Here is a 22,468-nt window from a genome sequence, read left to right as displayed (position 1 = left end):
TTTATTAGGGTGAATGGTTAATGGGATGAATAACTCATAGAGTGAATGTCTAATGGGGTGAATTTGAGATAACATAATTAGCATGCTTGGGTTTTTCGTCCTGGTTTCTTATTCATTTTTGGAGACTTTCGCCTCGTTTAGTTAGAATATAGAAATAAAAGGATTGACCTGGAAATTGAGATCAAGCACAATGAAGTTGAATTCAACTTGGAAGAGAAGGAAAAAGCCTTGCAGTGAAAGGGACTATAGAATTCAAAGGAGGATGTAGGTTGTGAAAAAAATGATATTATGCTTGTTAAGTGCCAGTCTGATATGTTTAGCTGCACCGGTTTCTACTAAAGCCTTTTCGGGTGAGGTCACACAAGGCGCTGGCTCATATTCAACCACACTACCTGCCGGAGCAGCAACACCGCAAAACGAGATTTACAAAACAGCGAATGTAATCAGCCCAATGCCTACCAATGACTGGTGGAGCAGCCTGGCCTGGGTACCGTACTCCGAGGCTCAATATCCGCATCCCCTTGCCTTGAAAAATCAGCAAAACGGTTTACGCATCTTTAATCCGAGTGGGAAAATTACGGTAAATCCGGGATACATCGCGGGCTGGATGGATGATGTGAACGATTTTACCATCGGCCATTCTGTAAGCGCTTCATTTCCGGATGCCAAGGTGGACGGTTTCAGCGACTGGTTTGTCAAATCATTATTTCAAAGCGGCAACAATAAAATGAGTGCTACCTATGGACACGGCTCCCCTTATGTTTTTTTTGAGTTTGGCGGTGGCAATCCCAAGCTTTCATTTAATGGGGTGCCAGAGGTTTGGTCTGGGTCAGCTAGTTCCCCTGTGCTTGGCATTACAGTCAATGGCTCACACTATGGTCTGTTTGGTCCTTCCGGCAGCACCTGGTCTGGCCTCGGGACGAGTACGCTGATCAATCAATTAAACGGGAAAAATTATTTTACAGTGGCGGCTTTGCCTGACAAAACAAAAGCGACATTGGACAAGTTTCAGCAATATGCCTATTCTTTTGTTACAAACTCCAAAGCACAGTACAGCTTTAACGAAGCCTCTTCCGAGGTAACAACCACCTTTACCGTTACAACAACCGCGAAGCAAGGTACACAAGCGGGCACTATTTTTGCCTTATACCCGCATCAGTGGAAAAATTCATCACAACCCCTGCTGGGCTATACGTACAATTCTGTCCGCGGTCTGATGAAAACAGCAGAGGGTGCTTCTTTTCAAACGAAAATGAAGTTTACAGGGGTACTGCCTTCTTTGCCCGACTTGGGGTCCTACGATAAAAATACGCTCAACAGTTATATAAACGAAGCGAAAGCGGAAGTCTACTCCGGCGATAGAGACACGTACTGGACTGGAAAACGTTTGGGCAAACTGGCAGCACTGGCACCGATTGCCGACCAGGCTGGCAATACCGAAGCAGCGACCCAGTTCCGCAATGAGATCAAAAGCCGGCTGCAGGACTGGTTTAAGGCCAGTGACAGCTCAGGAAATCTGAAAAGCTCCAGTCTATTTGTGTACAACAACAATTGGGGGACATTAATCGGTTATCCCGACAGCTTTGGCAGTGCGGTAGAATTAAATGACCATCACTTCCATTATGGATACTTTATCAAGGCCGCAGCCGAAATTGCACGTGTGGACAAGAACTGGGCATCCGATTCCCAATGGGGACAAATGGTGCAGTTGCTCATTCGCGATATCGCCAATACCGACAGATCTGATTCAAAATTTCCGTATTTGCGTAATTTTGATCCCTATGCCGGGCACACTTGGGCTTCCGGCCATGCTAAATTTGGCGACGGCAACAACAATGAATCCTCCTCGGAGGCGATGAATGCTTGGGCCGGTCTTATTTTATGGGGCGAGGCGACGGGAAATACTCAAACTCGTGATCTCGGCATCTATTTATATACAACGGAAATGAATGCCATTAACGAATACTGGTTTGATGTGCATGGCACAAACACCCCTGCAGGGATGCAAAGCGCGACGGCAAGCATGATCTGGGGCGGTAAAACGGTAGGGAATGCAACATGGTGGACCAATAATGCCGCAGAGGTGCATGGTATCAACTGGCTGCCGATTACCTCGGCCTCCTTATATCTGACGCAATATTCGGAGTATGCGGCTAAAAATTATAACGATCTGCTGCGAAAAAGCGGTGGGAATTTCAGTCCGTGGGAAGATATTGTGTATATGTACAGAGCGATCTCGGACCCGTCTGATGCCAAGGCCAAATTCAATGCACGCGTAGCGGCCATGACACCGGAAGCGGGGAATTCCAAGGCGAATGCCTACCACTGGATCTACAATTTGGATGCTTTAGGCAACATCGACCGCAGCATCACTGCTAATTCACCAATTTATGCCGTATTTCATAAAAACGGTGTAAAAACTTATGTGGCCTACAACTTTACAAACGAGGTCAAAACAGTAACCTTCTCAGATGGGCACAGTATTACCGTGCAGCCGAACAGCTTTAATGCCGGAAATGGAAGCGGCGGTGGCAATCCGCAGCCTGATACGGAGGCTCCATCCATCCCGGCGAATGTGCGAGTTACGACCAAAACGGCTTCGGCAGTCACTCTGGAGTGGGATGCAGCTACTGACAATGTTGGCGTTACGGGTTATATCGTTTATAAGGACGGGGCTCAGACGGCAGAGATAAGCGGTATTTCCGCTTCAATGACAGGGCTAAATGCAGCTTCCACTTACAGCTTTACCGTTAAGGCTCGCGATGCAGCTGGTAACCTATCTGCAGCAAGCCATGCTGTATTGGTAACTACGGAGGCAGCATCTGGCGGCAATGAGGGTGGCGGAGAAACGGAGGATTATAAAGCAGGAGCTCGCTTTGTCAGCGATCGTGAAGCATTGCTTCAATTTACACCCAAAACAGCCTCGGCCTATGTTGACGTGCATTATACTTTAACGGGTGGACAACAGCTCAATTACCGAATGACCAACAACGACGGTGTTTGGGAGCAGCGAGTTAAAGACCTCTCCATCGGAAAGACCCTCAGCTATTGGTTCACCTATGAAAAGGCGGGATTGCAATATGAGACGCCTTCATTCAGCTACACACACCAGCAGACTGCCTCTACAACGACAGACGCTCCGGAACTTCCACTACCGAGCGTTGATCCCGTTTTTGACAAAACATCCTAGTGGATCAGGCTCAAGATACGAACGAGACATTTAACTATAGAAAGAAAGAAAGAAAGAAAGAAAGAAAGAAAGACACGAGGGAAGCGCATATGCTTCTCCTGTGTCTTTTTCGTTTTTTTATAGGGTCGTAATACTTTCGCCATGTTCGCGAGTTCTAGATTACGCGATAATGATAAAGGCTGATACAGGAAGATATTACCGAGGCGCGGATTTCCAAAGGTCCCGCAGTGCCTGCCCTGATGGGGTCAGGTATCCTGTAATCTTGCGTATCCACCAACAATTAGGGTTCGATTCCCAATCGCCTTCCACGCGACTTCTGGTAGAGTATTCGAATGGTCGAATAAAAACAATGAAAAGACCCGGATGAGAGCATCCCATGTCTGGTCTCGATGACAGATACCAGGGCGATGGCTATGCGGTCAGCGGATACCGGAGAGAGCAAGCGCCGACAGGGTTCGAGGCTTCGGGGATACAGATTCAAAGTCGATGTTGGGCTGATGAATCCCATCCCTAGAACACGAAAACAGGCGGTATCTTCCTTTTTCCTCAAGCTTGACCCCGCCGTCCACACCGGAGGGATGCCCTGCAAGGGTCCTAACCCTACTACAACAAATAAAATTAAAAAAATCCTCATTTTAAAAATGTGTTTTGACTCAACGTGCGAATAAGCGGAGCGGTCCGTTTGAATCTGGAGAAGCGAAGCGTTCGCCTTTGCCCCTGAATTTTAACCCTATAAGGGGTTCATCAAATCCAAAAATTCAGGGGCAACAGCGATCGGAAGATCAAATGGAACGTGGAGCCGCTACACGCGGAAATGTACATTTTTAAGTTGAGGATTTTAAATACTAGGAGTGATACGATGTTTAAGAAGATAACGATTAAATCTGATGAGCGCGGGCTGCTGTTCAAAAAAGGAAGCTACCACAAGTTGTTGCTCCCAGGAACTTACCTATTGAAGACATTTCAGCTTGAAGACATTTCAGCAAGAAGCAGTTGAAATTTTGAATGTAGCCGAGCCATTTTTTGTAGCTGATCATGATATTCGTTTGTTTTTGACAGATCCCCCTATTGCTGGAGCAATTGAATGTCATCGATGTAGAGGACCATGAATATGTGTTGCATTATGAGGATAATCGGTTTGTGGAGCTGCTGACGGCTGGGAAATATGCCTTTTGGAACATGCTCAAGGAGCATCGTTTTGTTCGTGCAGATACTCGGCAGCCTGCAATTGATAAGGCATTGGGGCAAGCATTCTTGTCCAAGACACCGGGCTTCTGGAAGGCACTTCAGGTGGGTAGCTATGAATTGGGATTTTTGTATTACGATAATGTGTTGCAGGGTGAGCTGAAACCGGGCAAATATTATTTCTGGATGTCCACAGTGAATACAGAGATCAAAACGATAGATATGCGACAGCAGCAGATGGACCTGATGGGACAGGAAATCATGACAGAGGACAAAATCACGCTGCGCCTTAACTTCGTCTGTCAGTACCGTATCATTGACCCGTTGCGGGCATTGGAATTCCGGGCATACGAGGAGCAAATGTACATCATGCTTCAACTGTTGTTGCGCGAATACGTTGGTACGATGAAGCTGGATGATTTGCTGAAAATGAAGCAGGAGATTGCGGTATATGTTTTGACCAGGCTGAATGAGCAGAGCGACGAATATGGAGTGACTTTTACATCAGCAGGGGTGAAGGATATTATTTTGCCGGGGGATATTAAGGATATTCTGAATACCGTGCTGTTGGCAGAGAAGAAGGCACAGGCCAACCTCATCACACGACGTGAAGAGACAGCATCCACTCGTAGTCTGCTCAATACGGCCAAGCTGATGGACGAGAATGCCACCCTCTATCGTCTCAAAGAACTGGAATTCATGGAAAAAATCTGCGAGAAGATTGGCACGATTTCGTTGACTGGCGGAAATACGTTGCTGGAGCAGCTGAACACGCTGGTTCACATGAAAGAGGGGCAGGGACTCCAATAACTGAAAATACTCCCGAACGATGAGTGCAAGCCAGCCTCAAGGTTCGGGAGTATTTTACGTTTTAGTTCGTCTTGGTGGATGCAAGAAAAGCGTCCATATCGATCACCGGAATGAGGGTACCCTGATGCTCCATCACGGTAGGGAACAACTCGCGCTGCCACTCTTCTTCATTGCTTTGTAGCTGACTGTCCTCGGCAGAAGCCGTGTCCTCCACCTGATCGACAAGCAGAGCAATCTTCGCACGGCTGAGCAAAATCATTTTGTCCTCGGAGGAATCGCTTGATGCAGGAAGAAGCAGTTTTTTGCGTAAATTAAGGATCGTAAATACATTGCCGCGAATAGTCACCATTCCTTCATGCCATGCTTCGGAAAAGGGAAGCGGAGTTCCCTTCTTGGCATTCATGACTTCTTCTACTTCCACAAAGTTTAAAGCGAACTTTTTGTCCGCTAGACTGCACACAATAAATTCAGACATAACAATTCTCCTTATCTATTCAGATGAGCCATCACAGGTTGTGAATGAGCGGTAAAATGGGTTAACTATTGCGTTTTGACAGATGGAACGATAAAGTTGAGGATGCGGTAAAATGGTTGTAGTTACTCACAGAATATCACAAACGAGCAGTTAAATCTTCCAAAATAACAACCATCGGCCAAGGCGTGGCTTTAAGCTTCCCTTCATATATGGTAATTGGAACTAAGGCTGTGTCCGATGGCACTACATTTTAAGATAAGCGGGTTGAGGTAGAGTGGATCATGAAAAGCAGCGATTAAGTATCGAAGCAGCCAGATTATACTATCTAAACGACTACAGCCAGCAAGATATCGCGGTCAGACTCGGAGTTTCGCGTCCTACGGTATCGCGGTTACTTCAGGCTGCCAAGGAACAGGGATACGTACGGATTAGTATTGTGGACCCGATGGAGGATATGGACGCGCTCGGAGAGCAGGTGAAGAAGAAATACGGACTGGATACTGTGTTAGTCTGTTATTCGCCGTTAAATGAATATCAGGAGATCAAGAAGCATATTAGCAAAAAAGCAGCCGATTATTTGCATGAAATGGTACAGGATGCTGATATTATTGGAGTGACATGGGGAACAACCATGCATGCCGTGGCGCTTCATCTCCAACAAAAGCAGGTCAAGGGAGTTGAGGTGGTTCAGCTCAAAGGAGGCGTGAGCCATTCACATGTCAACACATATGCTGTGGAAACCGTGAATTTGTTCGCAGAAGCCTTTCATACCATAGCAAGGTATTTGCCGCTGCCTGTAATTTTCGACAGTCACGCCGTTAAGAAAATGGTCGAGGAGGATCGGCATATCCAGCGTATTATCGAACTTGGCAAGCAGGCGAACATCGCGGTGTTTACGGTGGGGACGGTCAAGGAGGATGCGTTGCTGTTCCGATTGGGTTATTTTAACGGGGAAGAGCAGAAGCTATTGCAAAGAATTGGCAAGGGCGATATTTGCTCGCGCTTCTTTGACGCTGAGGGCAACATATGCAGTCAGGAAATCAATAGCCGTACCGTCGGGATTGATTTGCCTGATTTGCGAAAGAAGGAGAAGTCCATTCTCGTCGCTGGAGGCCAGCGTAAAGTGGAGGCCATTCGGGCATCGTTGCGTGGCAAATATGCGAATATCTTGGTGACGGATCAGTTTACGGCACAAGCACTTTTACAATAGAGTAAGTCGTCTCAATCCAGCAAAATATACGGATATGGCGTGTCCCTACAGGGGAATATGAATGGTAGGTGACGCCTTGCGCATAAGCTTGAACATAATTTCAAAATGTATTTTACATATGTTCAAAGGCATGCTATGATGGTCTCATCACAGAGAAATAAAGGGCTTTTTTTCACACTATTTATCTAATGAAGGAGCTTTTAGATATGAACATTGCAGCATTAATCGACCATACATTGTTGCGTGCAGATGCGACGAAGGATGAAATTACGAAATTGACTGCCGAGGCAAAAAAATATCAGTTTGCTTCTGTATGTGTGAATCCGGCGTGGGTGGCTTATGCAGCAGAACAGCTCGCAGGCACAGGCGTAGCCATCTGTACAGTTATCGGTTTCCCGCTGGGAGCGAGCACGTCCGCAACGAAAGCATTTGAAACGAAAGATGCTATTGCTAACGGTGCAACTGAAATTGATATGGTTATTAACATAGGCGCTTTGAAGGCACGTGATGTACAGCTCGTCGAGCAGGACATCCGTGCAGTCGTGGAGGCAGCTGCCGGTACACTGGTAAAAGTGATTATCGAAACATGCCTGCTGACAGACGAAGAGAAGGTACTGGCATGTGAGCTGTCCGTCAAAGCGGGAGCGAATTTTGTGAAAACCTCGACAGGCTTCTCAACAGGTGGAGCTACTGCGGAAGATGTGGCTTTGATGCGTAAGACTGTAGGACCTGAGATTGGTGTCAAGGCTTCAGGCGGTGTACGCAGTCTGGAAGACGTGCAAAAATTAGTAGAAGCTGGCGCAAGCCGGATCGGTGCAAGTTCCGGTGTGAAGATCATCGAGGGCGAGCAATCTACATCTTCCTACTAAGTTTATTTTAAAGTCATGGAGGGATTCGCGATGAAGGATCAATTGATTCAGAAAGCGCTTGAGGCGCGTAAACAGGCGTATGTTCCGTATTCGAATTTTCAGGTGGGTGCTGCGGTTCTCGGAAGCGATGGCACGATTTATCACGGATGTAATGTGGAAAATGCCTCCTACGGCTTATGCAATTGTGCAGAGCGGACAGCGATTTTCAAAATGGTATCCGAAGGCTGCCGGAAAATTGATTCGATTGCAGTTGTAGCTGATACGGAAGGGCCTGTGTCTCCATGTGGGGCCTGTCGTCAGGTCATTTCCGAATTTGCTTATCAAGATACCAAAATTTATCTGACAAACCTTCATGGCAACACGGAAGAGTGGACGGTGGATCAATTACTGCCGGGTGCTTTTCGACCTGCGGATCTGGGAAAATAAAAAAAAGAATGCCTCTTAGGAGCGCATTCTTTTTACGGGGAATGTAAGCGCTTAATGTAATGAGGGGGAAATTAAATGAAATATGTAATCGCTCTGGTGGGACTGCTCGTTGTATTTGCACTTACTTACGTTGCCAGCAGTGACAAACGTAAAATCAGGTATCGTCCGCTGGTGGTTATGGTTGTCTTGCAGGCTGCGCTAGCTTTTGTATTGCTCCACACAGGTATTGGCGAATTTTTGGTCAAAGGCTTTGCAGAAGGTTTTAATAGTCTTTTGGCATATGCAACTGAAGGGATTAACTTTGTATTTGGCGGAATTGCGAATGAAGGAGCAGCACCGTTCTTTATCGGCGTACTGCTGCCAATTGTGTTCATATCCGCGCTGATTGGGATTTTGCAGTATGTAAAAGTGTTACCTTTTATTATTAAATATATCGGGCTTGTCTTGAGCAAAGTAAACGGAATGGGTAAACTGGAATCCTACAACGCTGTAGCTTCGGCTATCTTGGGTCAATCCGAGGTGTTTATTTCCGTTAAGAAGCAAATTGGTCTGCTGCCAAAACATCGGTTGTATACGCTGTGTGCGTCTGCGATGTCTACGGTGTCCATGTCGATTGTGGGAGCTTACATGCAAATGTTGAACCCCAAATATGTGGTCACAGCTTTGGTATTGAACCTGTTCGGCGGCTTCATTATCGCTTCCATTATTAATCCATATAAGATTGAGAAGGAAGACGATTTACTGGAGGTTCAGGAGGAAGAGAAGCAGTCCTTCTTCGAAATGCTCGGGGAGTATATTATGGACGGGTTCAAGGTTGCTATTACGGTAGCTGCGATGCTGATCGGTTTTGTGGCACTGATTGCCATGGTTAACGGGATTTTCTCCTGGTTGTTTGGAATCAGCTTTCAGGCACTGCTTGGCTATGTGTTTGCGCCTTTCGCTTTTGTCATGGGTATTCCGTGGAACGAAGCCGTTCAGGCGGGCAGCATTATGGCTACCAAACTCGTATCCAACGAATTCGTGGCCATGCTGGATCTGACCAAGCAAACAGGCTTGTCGGAACGCACGGTCGGGATCGTATCGGTATTCCTCGTATCCTTTGCTAACTTCTCATCCATCGGTATCATTTCCGGGGCTGTGAAGGGGCTGCATGAAAAACAGGGAAATGTGGTGGCCCGCTTTGGTCTGAAGCTGTTGTACGGGGCAACGCTGGTTAGCGTGCTGTCGGCAACAATTGCAGGGTTGTTTTTGTAGAAAAAAACAGCGAGTCAGGAAAGGATTTTTATAATGTCTAAATTCAAACGGATTCACTTGGTGGTTATGGACTCGGTTGGTATCGGCGAAGCGCCGGATGCTGCCCAGTTTGATGATTACGATGTAGATACTCTTGGTCATATTGCCCGCGAACGTGGCGGTCTGAAGATGCCGAATATGGGCAAGCTCGGTTTGTCCAATATTCGTTCCATAGAAGGGGTGGCGGCGGCCGACAAGCCGCTCGCGTATTATACCAAAATGCAGGAAGCGTCCAATGGCAAGGATACGATGACGGGTCATTGGGAAATCATGGGCTTGAATATTGCGGTTCCTTTCCGTGTATTTCCCGATGGGTTCCCGGATGAGCTGATTCAGCGCATTGAGGAGCACACAGGTCGCAAAGTGATTGGCAATAAGCCTGCTAGCGGAACGGAAATCATTGATGAGCTGGGCGAAGAACACGTGAAAACGGGAGCGCTCATCATCTATACCTCGGCGGACTCTGTGCTGCAAATTGCGGCGCATGAGGAAGTTGTACCTTTGAAGGAGCTCTATGAGATTTGCGAGTTCTGCCGTAAAATCACGCTGGAAGATCCGTATATGCTGGGTCGCATTATTGCACGTCCGTTCGTAGGCGAGGCAGGGAACTTCTCCCGTACCTCTAATCGACATGATTATGCGCTCAAGCCGTTTGGTCGCACCACCATGAACGAACTGAAGGATGCAGGTCTGGATGTGATCGCCTTGGGTAAAATCTCCGACATTTATGACGGTGAGGGTGTAACGAAGGCGGTGCGTACGGTGTCCAATATGGACGGCATGGATAAGCTGGTGGCTACGCTCGATGAGGATTTCACCGGATTAAGCTTTCTGAATTTGGTGGACTTTGACGCTGTGTACGGTCACCGTCGTGATCCACAGGGATATGGTCAAGCTTTGGACGATTACGATGCGCGTTTGCCAGAGGTTTTTGCCAAAATGACCGATGACGATCTGCTAATCATCACTGCAGACCATGGGAATGACCCGACGTATCGAGGAACGGATCACACCCGCGAATATGTACCCTTGCTGGCATATTCCCCGCGTTTTACAGCTGGGGGCAAGGAGCTTGCGGTTCGTAAAACCTTTGCTGATATTGGAGCGACCGTAGCGGATAACTTTGGTGTAAAACTGCCTGAACACGGAACGAGCTTTTTGGCAGAGCTTCAGTAATCAAGGGCCCGCAAGAGTACAAGCAAAATTACAAAGATTAATAGTAACGATATAAATAACGATACAAGCACGGACAAATGGGACGGAGGAATAAAAAACATGAGTGTACACATTGGAGCCAAACCCGGAGAAATTGCAGAAACGATTTTGCTGCCAGGAGACCCGCTACGGGCTAAGTTTATTGCTGAAACGTATCTGGAGGACGTGACCTGTTACAACGAGGTACGCGGAATGCTCGGATTCACGGGTACGTATCAAGGCAAACGCCTATCTGTACAGGGAACCGGGATGGGGCTGCCGTCTATCAGTATTTATGTCAACGAACTGATTAGCGAATACGGTGTGAAAAACCTGTTCCGCGTGGGTACATGCGGCGGAATGAAGGAGCATGTGCACGTTCGTGACGTCATTTTGGCACAGGCATCCTGTACGGATTCCGGCATGAACCGCCATATCTTTGGCGGCTACGATTACTCGCCGATTGCCAGCTTCGATCTATTGAAGGGCGCTTATGATCGTGGTGTTGCCAAAGGCTTGAACATGCATGTCGGTAATGTATTCAGCTCAGACAGCTTCTACCGTGATGACAAATCAGTGGTACAAAAGCTGATGGAATACGGCGTGCTGGGTGTAGAGATGGAAACTTCGGCTTTATACACGCTCGCAGCCAAGTTTGGCGTAAACGCACTGACGATTCTGACGGTAAGCGATCATTTGCTGACAGGGGAAGAAACGACCGCAGAAGAACGGCAAACAACCTTTAAAGAAATGATGGAAGTTGCACTGGATACAGCAGTATCTCTGTAAACGATCATACGCACAGTGAGGAGAAATGACATATGAGAATGGTAGACTTGATTGAGAAAAAACGTGACGGAAAAGAACTGAGTACGGAGGAAATTAATTTTATTATCCAAGGCTACACTCAGGGTGAAATTCCCGATTATCAAGTCAGTGCATTGGCGATGTCCATTTTCTTCAAAGATATGACTGAACGCGAACGCGCTGATCTGACGATGGCGATGGTTCATTCGGGTGATACCATTGATCTGTCCGCGATTGAAGGTGTAAAGGTCGATAAGCACTCCACTGGCGGTGTGGGTGATACGACAACGCTGGTACTGGCTCCGCTCGTAGCAGCCTTGGACATTCCCGTAGCCAAAATGTCAGGCCGCGGCCTCGGACATACCGGAGGAACAATCGACAAGCTAGAGGCTATAGCAGGCTTCCACGTCGAGATTAGCAAGGACGAATTCGTGGATTTGGTGAATCGCAGCAAAATTGCGGTCATCGGACAAAGCGGCAACCTGACACCTGCGGACAAAAAGCTGTATGCCTTGCGTGACGTTACGGCGACGGTCAACTCGATCCCGCTGATAGCCAGCTCGATTATGAGTAAGAAAATTGCTGCCGGCTCCGATGCTATCGTACTCGATGTAAAAACAGGTGCAGGCGCATTTATGAAAACCGTAGATGATGCCAAAGCACTGGCACATGCCATGGTGAGCATCGGTAATAATGTGGGTCGCAAAACGATGGCAGTCATTTCCGATATGAGTCAGCCGCTGGGTCTGGCCATCGGTAACTCGCTGGAAGTGAAAGAAGCGATTGATACGCTGCGCGGTGAAGGACCAAAAGATCTGGAAGAGCTGTGTATGGCTTTGGGCAGTCAGATGGTATTTTTGGCAGGGAAGGCAGATTCCCTCGAAAACGCCGAAGAGAAGCTCAAAGAAGTCATTCGCAATGGCAAAGCACTGGAGAAATTCAAAGAGTTTATTGCGAATCAGGGCGGTGACGCTTCTGTAGTGGATCATCCCGAACGCTTGCCGCAAGCACAGTATCTTATTGAGGTGCCTGCGAAGCAGGACGGTGTGGTAGCTGAAATCGTGGCTGACGAAATCGGTACCGCAGCGATGTTGCTTGGAGCAGGACGTGCGACCAAAGAATCCGAGATTGATCTGGCTGTCGGCTTGATGCTGAACAAAAAGGTCGGGGATGCTGTTCAAAAAGGCGATTCGCTAGTTACTATCCATGCGAACCGTGAAGATGTAGCCCAAGTGCTGGAGAAAATCTACGCGAACATCCGTATTGCAGATCACGCGGAAGCGCCAGTGCTAATCTACGGAACAGTGACAGAGTAAGCGATAAGCCCTATTCAAAAATCCGTATTGGATGTGTTTGATCAAGTTTGAAAAATATTACAGCTGGACTCATAATAGATATGAGTTCGGCTTTTTTTATTGTAAGGCCGAGGACAGGACAGAGGGGGAGAGACATGTTCAGATTATACAGCGATGTTCGGGGAGCAGCTTATGAAAGACTGATTGATTATTGTATTTCCTGAAGCAACTGACCATTTTCGAGCAGGATATACGAACACTACCGCACGCTTCTCAATAGTGCGAATGGTTTAGACTTGCAAGGTACAACGAGCGGGTTTTCCAGTCGAACGTTGCAGCCGGGAGGACGCCACGATCTGCTATTCGTAAAGCCAGAGGGGCAGGATGAAGCTGCAAATGACCCCCTGAAAGAGATGATTTTGAAAGTAAATACGAACGATGGATCGCAAGGAAGCGTTAAAACCTTCGCATATATCACACTGTAAGCTCCTTCCAGAAAGGGCACGACATGCGGTCATTAGTCTACTTATGTTACAATAGAACGGTTGAAGACTTAATGAACAGAATAGGTCAGAGTAGAAAGCAGAAAGGATGACCCGTTGTGCCCATAAACCATGAATTCGGTAATCAAAAGATGTCACGGAGGCTGTCACTCACAGCTATTTTACTTACACTTACTTTTGTAGCACTTACTGGCTGTGGTCAGGATAAGAATGCTGAAACCATTGATACTGGAAGCAGTACAAGCGTGATCGAGAATGGAGCCGGTGGTAATCGTAGCGGTTCAGCCCAAAGTGACAAAGCAGCGAAAGAGAGCGAGAGTGCAGAAAACAGCGATACTGATGCACAAAAGTCAGCTCCTTCGGCTCCTGCTGCTTCATCGGATACTTCTTCTTCTCCGGCAGCCTCCAATCCATCGCAAAACCCTTTTGAGGTAGCTGGTATTCAAGATCCTAAAGCGTTTTTGAACACGTTCAAAGCGCTGCAGAAGGCAGTTGCCGACAATGACAAGGAGAAAGTTGCCGATTATATTTTGTACCCTCTGCGTGTTAATGATAGTGAAAAGTCGCTAACGATTCCGAATAAGAAAGATTTTATTGCCAAGTATGATCAGATTTTTACGGACGCAATTCGCGAGGCGCTGGTGAATCAAAAGACAGATGATTTGTTTGTTAATTATCAGGGAGTCATGGTGGGATCAGGTGAACTGTGGTTGAGAAGGGCTACGGACAATCCGAAGCTTTTTGGAGTCTTTTCGATTAATCTTGAAACGGTTGCCAACTAAGTCGTACTCCGTGTGTAAATGACCTCTAAACGGTCGGAAACATATACAATGTTTCTGACTGCCCCCCTTAAAGAAAGAAAAATACAGATAATGCATACTAAAAAAAGGTTTGACATCCCTCATAAACTCTCGTATTATATCCGTATAACTCATTAAACAGGTAGGAATTAAAGAATTAAAGTATAATCTCGCCATTCTGGCGGAGAACCTCTAGGAACAGCAGGCAGACACTGTACACGCGACAGGTTTGACCTATCAGGGCTGCATCAGGGAATTCTCCGCTCTTTTTTTTAAGTATGTCTGTAAATAAGAGGCGTAAATGAATGTGTATTTACAAATTACATAGAATGAGGGGTGTCTTGATGAAGAGGAAATACAAAAGAGGGCTTATTCTCGGACTATCTTTGGTTTTAACGATGATGCTAAGTGCTTGCGGGTCAAGCAAGGAGGATGGTAGCTCTGCTTCAGGCTCCAAGAACGTGGAGTTGCTCAATGTTTCTTATGATCCAACCCGTGAGCTGTATGAGGCGTATAATAAAGCATTTGCCGCTCATTGGGAGAAGGAGAAAGGACAGAAGGTTACGATTAAGCAATCTCACGGAGGATCTGGCAAGCAAAGTCGTTCTGTGCAGGACGGGCTGGATGCGGACGTGGTAACTCTGGCTTTGGGCTATGATATTGATGCGCTACAGGAAAAAGGACTCGTTCAAGAGGGATGGCAAAGTAAATATGAGCATAACAGCGCCCCGTACACTTCAACCATCGTGTTATTGGTACGCAAAGGGAACCCGAAAGGGATTAAGGACTGGGACGATTTAATCCGTGGCGATGTGCAAGTCATTACACCGAATCCTAAAACTTCGGGTGGAGCACGTTGGAACTATCTTGCAGCCTGGGCTTATGCGCTCAAGAAGAACAATAACGATGAAGCCAAGGCCCAGCAGTTTGTACAGGAGCTGTATAAGCATGTGCCGGTATTGGATAGCGGAGCACGTGGAGCGACAACGACTTTCGTAGAGCGTGGAATTGGCGATGTGCTGATTGCATGGGAAAATGAAGCACTGCTCTCGGTGAAGGAGCTGGGTGCGGATAAATTTGATATCGTGTATCCGTCGATCAGTATTTTGGCTGAACCTCCGGTAGCAGTAGTCGATAAGGTGGTAGATAAAAAAGGTACACGCGAGGTAGCGGACGCGTACCTGAAATATTTGTACAGTGAAGAAGGGCAGACCATTGCTGCTGAAAATTATTATCGCCCAACATTAGAAAGTGTGACGGCAAAGTTCAAGGATCAATTTCCTAAATTGGAGCTCGTAACCTTGAAGGATGTATTCGGGACATGGAAGGAGACGCAGCAGAAGCATTTCAGCGACAAAGGCATTTTTGACCAGATTTATGTACCCGGCAGTTCATAAAATAGGTGGACTGTGTAGGCGATTGGATTGGTAGCCGCGAGTGTCATAGTGAATGGATTCAGAAAGGGATGGACAGAACATGAGTCAAGTGCAAGCCACTCGAAAACGCGTACTTCCCGGGTTCGGGTTAACAATGGGTTATAGTGTGCTGTATCTCAGTCTGGTGGTGCTGGTGCCGTTATCGGCACTGCTTCTGAATTCAACTGGACTGACGTGGGAGAAATTTTGGGACGTGGCGACTGATGTCAGGGTGCTGGCTTCCTACAAGGTTAGCTTTTTGTGTGCCGCGGCTGCGGCGCTGATCGACCTGTTTCTCGGTTTATTGATAGCCTGGGTGCTGGTGCGTTATGAGTTTCCGGGGAAACGAATTTTTGATGCGGTGATTGATCTGCCCTTTGCTTTGCCTACTGCGGTAGCGGGGGTTGCTTTGACTGCTCTATATGCGCAGAACGGCTGGATCGGTTCGTTGTTTGAACCGCTTGGATGGAGGATGGCGTACTCACAGACGGGGATTACGCTAGCATTGATGTTTATTGGCATTCCGTTTGTCGTACGGACAGTTCAGCCGGTGCTGGAGGAACTGGACAAGGACGAGGAGGAGGTCGCTGCTACGCTGGGAGCTGGCAGATGGCGTATCTTCTGCAGCGTTATTGTGCCGGAGCTGGTGCCACCGCTGCTGACGGGTTTTGCGCTCGCCTTTGCCCGTGGCATTGGCGAGTACGGCTCTGTCGTCTTCATCTCTGGCAATATGCCAATGAAGACGGAAATTGCTCCACTGCTCATAATGTCCAAGCTGGAGCAAAATGACTATGCAGGAGCTACGGCGGTAGCGTTGATGCTGTTGGTGATTTCATTCGTGCTGTTACTTGTGATTAACAGCATCCAGCGCTGGTCACGGCGGCGTACTGCCTAAACGCAACTGTTTAATATAATTATTTAACGTTAATATGCAGCGCTGCGCATAATACCCGTGTTCTAAGGAGGGATACACCATGTCACAAGCAATAACTGGGCAGGAGCTTGCTTCTGCACCAGTGCCTTCATCCGCACCGCCCAACAGGGTCACGACCGAAGCCACTTGGGTGAAGTGGACGCTGATTGGTGCTGCTTTTTTAGCTTTGCTCTGGGTACTGGTATTGCCGCTAATCGTCGTGCTTACCGAAGCGCTCAAGCAAGGATGGGGCGTATACGTCGAAGCGCTACGAGACCCAGATGCCATGTCTGCATTGCGGTTGACGCTGCTGGTAGCAGCGATAACGGTACCGCTGAATACGGTATTTGGTGTAGCTGCCGCTTGGCTGATCACGAAATTTCAATTTCGCGGCAAAGGCTTGCTGGTCACCTTGATTGATTTACCCTTTGCCATCTCTCCTGTCGTCGGAGGACTGATGTATGTATTAGTGTTTGGTGCACAGGGCTGGCTTGGACCGTGGCTGGACGAGCATGATATTAAAATTATATTTGCTTTGCCTGGTATTATTTTGGCGACGCTGTTCATCACCTTTCCATTTGTGGCGCGAGAACTCATTCCAATGATGGAAGATCAGGGACAGCAAGAGGAAGAAGCGGCGGTCACGCTGGGCGCGCGCGGTTGGCGCATTTTCTGGAAAGTGACGCTGCCGAACATCAAGTGGGGTCTGCTGTATGGCATCATTTTGTGTAATGCACGAGCCATGGGTGAGTTCGGCGCAGTGTCCGTCGTCTCCGGACATATCCGGGGAGAGACGAATACACTGCCGCTGCATGTGGAAATTTTGTATAACGAATATCAGTTCTCGGCATCTTTTGCGGTGGCCTCGTTGTTATTGTTACTTGCTCTGGCAACTTTGGTGCTTAAAAGCTGGTTTGGACGCAAACGCGTGCATTAGTTTATGATTTTGTATATGATCCCTCAGGGCCTCTCTTTACGTCTATCGTCTGTTAACGGCGAGGAGATGGGAAGGGAGGCTCTTGTTCTAAGGTGGCTTATATGGATAATAAAATGATCATATCAAGGCACGTTGGTGTGCCCAGGAGGAGCGAAGGGAAAAATGAAACATCCGTTTCAGTCCTACCGTCAGCTGTTTCCAGTGCTGTCCTCACATATCCATGTAGGGAGCTGTTCACAGGGGGCTGTATCGAGGCCAGTTTCCGCTGCCATTGAGGAATATCATCGAAGTTTGCTGCAACACGGTCATAACGGCGATCTGTCTATGGCACGTTTGGAGGAGGCCAGAGGGCATTTTGCCAAGCTTATCGGGGCGGAGTCTGATGAAATTGCGGTCCTGTCCTCAGCCTCTGAGGCGATTGCCGGGGTGGCCACAGCCCTTCCTTATGTACCGGGAAAAGAAGGCATTGTGTATGCGGACACCGACTTTCCGACGGTGGGACACATCTGGCAGGCACAGGAGATGTTCCGTGATCACATCCGCTGTATCCCCTCCATTGAGGGAGGAGTGATGATAGAGCAGTATGAGGAGCATGTTACGGAGAAAACTGCGCTCGTTATGGTGTCACAAGTGAACTATACCAACGGATTTCAGCAGGATTTAAAATCCATTGCAGATATAGCTCACCGAAATCAGGCGTTGCTGTTTGTGGATGCTTATCAGTCTGTAGGGATCATTCCAGTGAATGTAAAGGCAATGGGTGTAGATATTTTGGTCGCGGGAGCACGTAAATATATGCTGGGAATTCCGGGAGTGGCTTTTCTTTATGTAAGCAAGGATCGAATAGACCGCTTCAAGCCCCGTCTTACTGGCTGGCTTGGGCAGGAGCCCGCTTCTCGGTTTGATATTGCTCACCCGGTTCCGGCGGCGGGAGCCCGACGCTTTGAGACGGGATTGCCTTCTTTCATTAGCATTTTTGCCGCCAATGCGGCCTTAAAGCTGTTGCTGGAGATTGGGGTCACGAATATTCAGGCTTATATGAGTGAGTTGTTGGATTTTTCCATTGAATATGGACGGCGCAAAGGGTTACACATACGTACACCTTACAGGGGAGGCACATTACCAAGCCTGCTCGCTGTTGAAATAGCCGACGTGTCGGCTGTGGAGAGGCGTTTGAGAAGCCAAAATATGATCGTTTCAGCACGAAAGGATGTTATACGTGTGGCTCCGCATTTTTACAATACGGCTGAGGAAGTCCGACGGGTCATAGATGAATTGGCAGGGAGTTGTTGAACGAACGGCAAAAGCCTCTTCCGAGTGAATGGGGGCATAACATGTCCCTTTTTACACAGGAGAGGCTTTTGGGCGTTTAGAGTTCTATTATACGATCCGTTTGCGCAGCCAACCGGAAATCAGATCCGTCAAAATGATCAGGACCACAATGCCGAGCAAGATAACGCCTACACGGTTCCAGTTGCGCATTTGGAGTGCAAATAGTAGCGGAGTACCGATACCGCCTGCACCGACCAGACCGAGCGTGGTAGCGGAACGGATATTAATTTCAAAACGGTAAAGCGAATACGAAAGAAATTGTGGAATCACCTGCGGTAGCACGGCGAAGAAAATCACCTGCCAACGGTTGGCACCGCACGCGATCAAAGCTTCCTGGGGCCCGTGATCGACACTTTCGATCGTTTCCGAGAAAAGCTTCGCCAGCATGCCGATGGAGTGAATGCCAAGGGCAAGCACACCCGCAAATGAACCGGGGCCCACGGCTTTGATAAATAGGATGGCGACGATCATTTCGGGAAATACCCGTATGACACTAAGCACAAATTTCCCGCTACCCGATAAGGGACGCAGACGGGTCATATTGCTGGACGCCCAAAAGGCGAACGGAAGGCAGACAAATGCAGACACGAAGGTTCCGAGCACTGAAATGACCAGCGTATCCAGCAACCCGCGCAGCAAATCCTCTCCCTCAGGGATGTAGACGAACGACCAGTCGGGATGAAGGAAGCCATCCAATATAGCGACGGAGACACTTTTGGCCGTTCCCTGTAATCCTTCAAACTGCATCCCGCGAAAAGCCCAAATATAAATGATGATTAGCAGAATAGCTATCGCCCATAGGCGCAGGCGGGAGCCAATAGGTCTGCGAAGCGTAGGATCATTCATAATAATTTCCTCCGTAGCAGGTTACTGCCGTAATCAATCGCAAGGACGATGACGAGGGTCAGTAGAATAATAATGCTTGCCCGATCATATCGGAACAGCCCCAAGGAACGGTCGAGCAACAGACCGATACCGCCAGCGCCGACCAGGCCCAGAACGGAAGCCGCGCGCACATTAACCTCAAAGGTATATAGCAAGTACGACACAAAATAAGGAAGAGCCTGCGGAACCACTCCAAAGGCGATGACCTGAATGCGGCTTGCGCCAACAGCGGTCATGGCTTCCAGCGGCCCGGGATCAATGGCTTCAATCGCCTCAAAGGTCAGTTTGGCTATGATACCGAAGGAGAAGAAGAGCAGGGCGAGCATCCCTGCAAACGGCCCGATGCCGAACACCGCCACAAAGATTGAGGCGAACAGCAAATCAGGAATCGTCCGTACTAGATTCAGGATCGTGCGCATTGGCAGCGAAATCAGCTTGCGCGGCATAATATTGTAAGCACATAGTAACGCGACAGGGATCGCCAATATGGCTCCCAATGTCGTGCCAACAATGGCGATCTGGATCGTTTCCAGCATCGGTTTCCAGATGGTAGGCAGATAGCTCCAGTCGGGTGGAAACATTTCCCCCAACAATTTGCCCATCTCCGGCAAGCCGACGATCAACTGGTAAGGTGTGGCATCCGTATGAATGGAGCAGGCTACCAGCACCACGATAAAAATCATCCAGGTGGCATAACGCTTGTAACGTCCTGGCAAAGGTGGCCCTGCGGGCGGCTTGCTTGGCTGCGGCGGTCCAGCATGTGGTGACGGTTGCGTCGAAGAGAGCGGCTGGGCAGTAGAGTCGGGCTTCATGATCCCACTCCCAGCAGCTCATCATGCTTGATGGCCCGGCCGTAGATCTCCGCAAAGGCCTCATCCGTAGCCTCCTCCGGTGTGCCGTCAAAGACCACTTCTCCGGCGCGCAATCCGATGATCCGCGTTGCATATTCGCGTGCCAGATCAATGAAATGCAGATTGACGATGGTTGTAATCTGCATTTCACGGTTGATGCGCTGGAGGTCATCCATTACCTGGCGGGTGGTCAGCGGATCCAGCGATGCGACAGGCTCGTCCGCCAGAATGATTTTAGCCTCCTGCGCCAGAGCGCGGGCGATGGATACGCGCTGCTGTTGGCCACCGGACAGTTCATCTGCCCGGCTGTAGGCTTTTTCGCGGATGTTCACGCGCTCCAGCGCTGTTAGTGCCAGTTCGATATCCTCCTTCGGGAAGAGGCCGAGAATGGTTCGCAGCGTTGAATGATAGCCGACGCGGCCGGAAAGTACATTGCGGAGTACCGTCGAACGCTTAACCAGATTGAAGCTTTGAAAGATCATGCCGATGTCACGGCGAATGCGCCGCAGCTCGCTGCTTCCAGCAGACGTGACAGACCTGCCACCCACGACAATGTCACCGGACGTAATGTCATGCAGTCGGTTAATGGAACGCAGCAGGGTAGACTTGCCTGCACCGGATAGGCCGACAATGACGACCATTTCTCCCTCCTGAATCGTCAAATTAATATTATTCAACCCTTTGGTGCCGTTCGGGTATGTTTTCGATACGTTACGGAATTCGATCATATGCTCCCAACTTTCTCCCCCGATGGGGTGGAATGAAAACAACACCGCCATGAATACATGGACGGTGCTGCCCTGTCATTCGTAAAGCCTGTTTCGTAGCTGTTACCTCATTACAGTACCTTGTTTGCTCCGATTACTTAACCGCTTGACCAACGGCTTCGGCGTATTCACGCACGGAGTCGAAGTTTTTATCGTCGCCCTTTTCATAACCTACATGGGTGTAAATCTCTTTAATGATTTCACCGCCTGCTGGGTCTTTGGCAATGTCAATAAAGGCTTGGCTGATCTTGTCTCTCCACGCCTGATCCATATCAGAACGTACGCTGACGGTGTCATTTGGAATTTTAGCTGTGTAATGAATGACGCGAGTTTTTTCAAATACATCCGGGATTTCCTTCTTCACCGTGTTACGTGCATCCTGGAAAACAGCTACCGCATCAACCTGACCGTTCAGCAACGCCAGAATAGCAGCATCGTGGCCTTTGATTGTCACACCCTGTACATCCGTGTCCGGGTCCACGCCAGCTTTTTTCAGCTCTGCTGCGGGGTACACGTAGCCTGCGGAGGAGGTTACATTTTGCCAGCCAACCTTTTTGCCTTTCAGATCAGCTAGACTTTGAATCGGAGAATCCTTTTTCACCACGATCATGGCTTTATAAAAGTTTACTTTTTCAGTTGTGTCCTTGCCTGTAGCATCTTCAATTCCGTAGCGTTGAGCTTGCAACAGCAAGTCGGCTGCTTTACGGTTATCGTGGGCCAGTACATAAGCATTCGGCGGAAGGAATCCTACATCTACCTGTTTGGAAGACATGGCTTCCACAATTGTATTGTAGTCAGGAGATACAGTTACTTTTACCGGAATTCCAAGCTTGTCACCCAGTAGATTTTCGAGTGGTTTGGCTTTGGCTTCGAGCGTATCTGCATTTTGAGAAGGAACGAACTGTACCTTTAACTCCTTAGGAACATAGGCTGTGCTTTCGTTTTTAGAGCCATCTGTACCCGGAGTGGACGCGCTGTTGTTATTGCTTGCGTTAGAGCCACAAGCGGCTAGACCCGCTGCCAGTGTGAAGGTCATGCACAAGGTCAGTGCTTTTTTGAACAAAATAATTTCCCCCTAAACATAGTAATAACGATAATAAAAAACCTGTAAATACTGTGACAAACCAAATCTTAACAGCTAGTCCCGCAGCTAGGGTAAAAATCACTCCTGACTTTGGTAAAAATGATGTAAAATTTATCGTATGCTAGAAACTGCATTCTAGATTTATGCAAATTGCTTTTTTAACATTCTCTTAACAGTGCTCTGTTAGACTTGTTCAAGCTCTATGACCGAAGCTGAGGGAGAGAACA

General features: G+C 48.2%; 19 protein-coding genes and 1 pseudogene. 15 read left to right on the top strand and 5 right to left on the bottom strand.

Going from position 1 to position 22,468, the window contains the following annotated elements:
- The first annotated feature begins 271 nt into the window (after window positions 1-271).
- Together NSQ68_RS22115 and NSQ68_RS22110 are read left to right on the top strand one after the other, a co-directional pair.
- The gene (locus NSQ68_RS22115) at window positions 272-3,190 is read left to right on the top strand and encodes a glycosyl hydrolase (protein ID WP_342427190.1); all 2,919 of its coding nucleotides are present in this window, start codon (window positions 272-274) and stop codon (window positions 3,188-3,190) included.
- 859 nt (window positions 3,191-4,049) lie between these two features.
- Window positions 4,050-5,185: pseudogene (locus NSQ68_RS22110) on the top strand (slipin family protein).
- 61 nt (window positions 5,186-5,246) lie between these two features.
- Here NSQ68_RS22110 and NSQ68_RS22105 read toward each other — a convergent pair.
- On the bottom strand, window positions 5,247-5,660 hold the full coding sequence (locus NSQ68_RS22105; RefSeq protein ID WP_029519325.1) for a chemotaxis protein CheW: 414 nt from the start codon (window positions 5,658-5,660) through the stop codon (window positions 5,247-5,249).
- A 274-nt stretch (window positions 5,661-5,934) separates the two neighbouring features.
- Here NSQ68_RS22105 and NSQ68_RS22100 point away from each other — a divergent pair, with 274 nt between their 5' ends.
- The 13 genes from NSQ68_RS22100 to NSQ68_RS22040 all read left to right on the top strand — a co-directional run bounded on the left by NSQ68_RS22100 (window position 5,935) and on the right by NSQ68_RS22040 (window position 18,615).
- Window positions 5,935-6,870: a sugar-binding transcriptional regulator gene (locus NSQ68_RS22100; protein WP_342427189.1), complete on the top strand. Its 936-nt coding sequence runs from the start codon at window positions 5,935-5,937 to the stop codon at window positions 6,868-6,870.
- A 206-nt stretch (window positions 6,871-7,076) separates the two neighbouring features.
- Window positions 7,077-7,739 carry a deoxyribose-phosphate aldolase gene (gene deoC / locus NSQ68_RS22095; protein WP_134903747.1) on the top strand — a complete coding sequence of 221 codons (663 nt, stop codon included), beginning with the start codon at window positions 7,077-7,079 and terminating at the stop codon, window positions 7,737-7,739.
- 30 nt (window positions 7,740-7,769) lie between these two features.
- Window positions 7,770-8,165 carry a cytidine deaminase gene (locus tag NSQ68_RS22090; protein WP_342427188.1) on the top strand — a complete coding sequence of 132 codons (396 nt, stop codon included), beginning with the start codon at window positions 7,770-7,772 and terminating at the stop codon, window positions 8,163-8,165.
- A 75-nt stretch (window positions 8,166-8,240) separates the two neighbouring features.
- Window positions 8,241-9,419, top strand: coding sequence for a NupC/NupG family nucleoside CNT transporter (locus NSQ68_RS22085; RefSeq protein WP_013312038.1), 1,179 nt, complete (start codon window positions 8,241-8,243; stop codon window positions 9,417-9,419).
- A gap of 33 nt (window positions 9,420-9,452) precedes the next feature.
- The gene (gene deoB / locus NSQ68_RS22080; protein ID WP_250240425.1) at window positions 9,453-10,634 is read left to right on the top strand and encodes a phosphopentomutase; all 1,182 of its coding nucleotides are present in this window, start codon (window positions 9,453-9,455) and stop codon (window positions 10,632-10,634) included.
- A 99-nt stretch (window positions 10,635-10,733) separates the two neighbouring features.
- A complete protein-coding gene (deoD, locus tag NSQ68_RS22075) occupies window positions 10,734-11,441 on the top strand; it encodes a purine-nucleoside phosphorylase (protein WP_013312036.1) in 708 nt (235 codons plus the stop codon).
- Between the two features lie 32 nt (window positions 11,442-11,473).
- A complete protein-coding gene (locus NSQ68_RS22070; protein ID WP_076294327.1) occupies window positions 11,474-12,775 on the top strand; it encodes a pyrimidine-nucleoside phosphorylase in 1,302 nt (433 codons plus the stop codon).
- 275 nt (window positions 12,776-13,050) lie between these two features.
- Window positions 13,051-13,239 carry a hypothetical protein gene (locus NSQ68_RS22065; RefSeq protein WP_342427187.1) on the top strand — a complete coding sequence of 63 codons (189 nt, stop codon included), beginning with the start codon at window positions 13,051-13,053 and terminating at the stop codon, window positions 13,237-13,239.
- Between the two features lie 116 nt (window positions 13,240-13,355).
- The gene (locus tag NSQ68_RS22060) at window positions 13,356-14,039 is read left to right on the top strand and encodes a hypothetical protein (protein ID WP_307353565.1); all 684 of its coding nucleotides are present in this window, start codon (window positions 13,356-13,358) and stop codon (window positions 14,037-14,039) included.
- 362 nt (window positions 14,040-14,401) lie between these two features.
- A complete protein-coding gene (locus NSQ68_RS22055) occupies window positions 14,402-15,454 on the top strand; it encodes a sulfate ABC transporter substrate-binding protein (RefSeq protein WP_342427186.1) in 1,053 nt (350 codons plus the stop codon).
- 79 nt (window positions 15,455-15,533) lie between these two features.
- Complete coding sequence (cysT, locus tag NSQ68_RS22050) at window positions 15,534-16,367, top strand: sulfate ABC transporter permease subunit CysT (protein WP_071643075.1); 834 nt, start codon at window positions 15,534-15,536, stop codon at window positions 16,365-16,367.
- Between the two features lie 79 nt (window positions 16,368-16,446).
- Window positions 16,447-17,322: a sulfate ABC transporter permease subunit CysW gene (cysW, locus tag NSQ68_RS22045; protein WP_069290433.1), complete on the top strand. Its 876-nt coding sequence runs from the start codon at window positions 16,447-16,449 to the stop codon at window positions 17,320-17,322.
- Between the two features lie 162 nt (window positions 17,323-17,484).
- Window positions 17,485-18,615 carry an aminotransferase class V-fold PLP-dependent enzyme gene (locus tag NSQ68_RS22040; RefSeq protein ID WP_342427185.1) on the top strand — a complete coding sequence of 377 codons (1,131 nt, stop codon included), beginning with the start codon at window positions 17,485-17,487 and terminating at the stop codon, window positions 18,613-18,615.
- A gap of 87 nt (window positions 18,616-18,702) precedes the next feature.
- On the opposite strand, the gene phnE (NSQ68_RS22035) is transcribed toward NSQ68_RS22040, so the two are convergent.
- The 4 genes from phnE (NSQ68_RS22035) to NSQ68_RS22020 form a co-directional block, all read right to left on the bottom strand.
- Window positions 18,703-19,500: a phosphonate ABC transporter, permease protein PhnE gene (gene phnE, locus NSQ68_RS22035; RefSeq protein ID WP_013312028.1), complete on the bottom strand. Its 798-nt coding sequence runs from the start codon at window positions 19,498-19,500 to the stop codon at window positions 18,703-18,705.
- Complete coding sequence (gene phnE, locus NSQ68_RS22030; protein ID WP_342427184.1) at window positions 19,497-20,351, bottom strand: phosphonate ABC transporter, permease protein PhnE; 855 nt, start codon at window positions 20,349-20,351, stop codon at window positions 19,497-19,499. Before phnE (NSQ68_RS22030) ends, phnE (NSQ68_RS22035) begins: the two co-directional genes overlap by 4 nt.
- A complete protein-coding gene (phnC, locus tag NSQ68_RS22025) occupies window positions 20,348-21,118 on the bottom strand; it encodes a phosphonate ABC transporter ATP-binding protein (RefSeq protein WP_023990372.1) in 771 nt (256 codons plus the stop codon). Before phnC ends, phnE (NSQ68_RS22030) begins: the two co-directional genes overlap by 4 nt.
- A gap of 133 nt (window positions 21,119-21,251) precedes the next feature.
- Window positions 21,252-22,220, bottom strand: a complete 969-nt coding sequence (locus NSQ68_RS22020; RefSeq protein ID WP_025722520.1) for a phosphate/phosphite/phosphonate ABC transporter substrate-binding protein — start codon at window positions 22,218-22,220, stop codon at window positions 21,252-21,254.
- Between the last annotated feature and the right edge of the window lie 248 nt (window positions 22,221-22,468).

Origin of the sequence: Paenibacillus sp. FSL L8-0158 (genome assembly GCF_038592965.1) — a bacterium.
Classification (GTDB): domain Bacteria; phylum Bacillota; class Bacilli; order Paenibacillales; family Paenibacillaceae; genus Paenibacillus; species Paenibacillus polymyxa_D.
Note: the sequence above shows the minus strand (reverse complement) of the source record. Positions and strands in the feature narration are given on the sequence as shown.

What these genes read in the sequence shown, in the direction of transcription:
- NSQ68_RS22105 (WP_029519325.1), bottom strand. Translation starts at nt 5,660, where the DNA reads ATGTCTGAATTTATTGTGTGCAGTCTAGCGGACAAAAAGTTCGCTTTA.
- deoC (WP_134903747.1), top strand. Translation starts at nt 7,077, where the DNA reads ATGAACATTGCAGCATTAATCGACCATACATTGTTGCGTGCAGATGCG.
- NSQ68_RS22090 (WP_342427188.1), top strand. Translation starts at nt 7,770, where the DNA reads ATGAAGGATCAATTGATTCAGAAAGCGCTTGAGGCGCGTAAACAGGCG.
- NSQ68_RS22085 (WP_013312038.1), top strand. Translation starts at nt 8,241, where the DNA reads ATGAAATATGTAATCGCTCTGGTGGGACTGCTCGTTGTATTTGCACTT.
- deoB (WP_250240425.1), top strand. Translation starts at nt 9,453, where the DNA reads ATGTCTAAATTCAAACGGATTCACTTGGTGGTTATGGACTCGGTTGGT.
- deoD (WP_013312036.1), top strand. Translation starts at nt 10,734, where the DNA reads ATGAGTGTACACATTGGAGCCAAACCCGGAGAAATTGCAGAAACGATT.
- NSQ68_RS22070 (WP_076294327.1), top strand. Translation starts at nt 11,474, where the DNA reads ATGAGAATGGTAGACTTGATTGAGAAAAAACGTGACGGAAAAGAACTG.
- NSQ68_RS22055 (WP_342427186.1), top strand. Translation starts at nt 14,402, where the DNA reads ATGAAGAGGAAATACAAAAGAGGGCTTATTCTCGGACTATCTTTGGTT.
- cysT (WP_071643075.1), top strand. Translation starts at nt 15,534, where the DNA reads ATGAGTCAAGTGCAAGCCACTCGAAAACGCGTACTTCCCGGGTTCGGG.
- cysW (WP_069290433.1), top strand. Translation starts at nt 16,447, where the DNA reads ATGTCACAAGCAATAACTGGGCAGGAGCTTGCTTCTGCACCAGTGCCT.
- NSQ68_RS22040 (WP_342427185.1), top strand. Translation starts at nt 17,485, where the DNA reads ATGAAACATCCGTTTCAGTCCTACCGTCAGCTGTTTCCAGTGCTGTCC.
- phnE (WP_013312028.1), bottom strand. Translation starts at nt 19,500, where the DNA reads ATGAATGATCCTACGCTTCGCAGACCTATTGGCTCCCGCCTGCGCCTA.
- phnE (WP_342427184.1), bottom strand. Translation starts at nt 20,351, where the DNA reads ATGAAGCCCGACTCTACTGCCCAGCCGCTCTCTTCGACGCAACCGTCA.
- phnC (WP_023990372.1), bottom strand. Translation starts at nt 21,118, where the DNA reads ATGATCGAATTCCGTAACGTATCGAAAACATACCCGAACGGCACCAAA.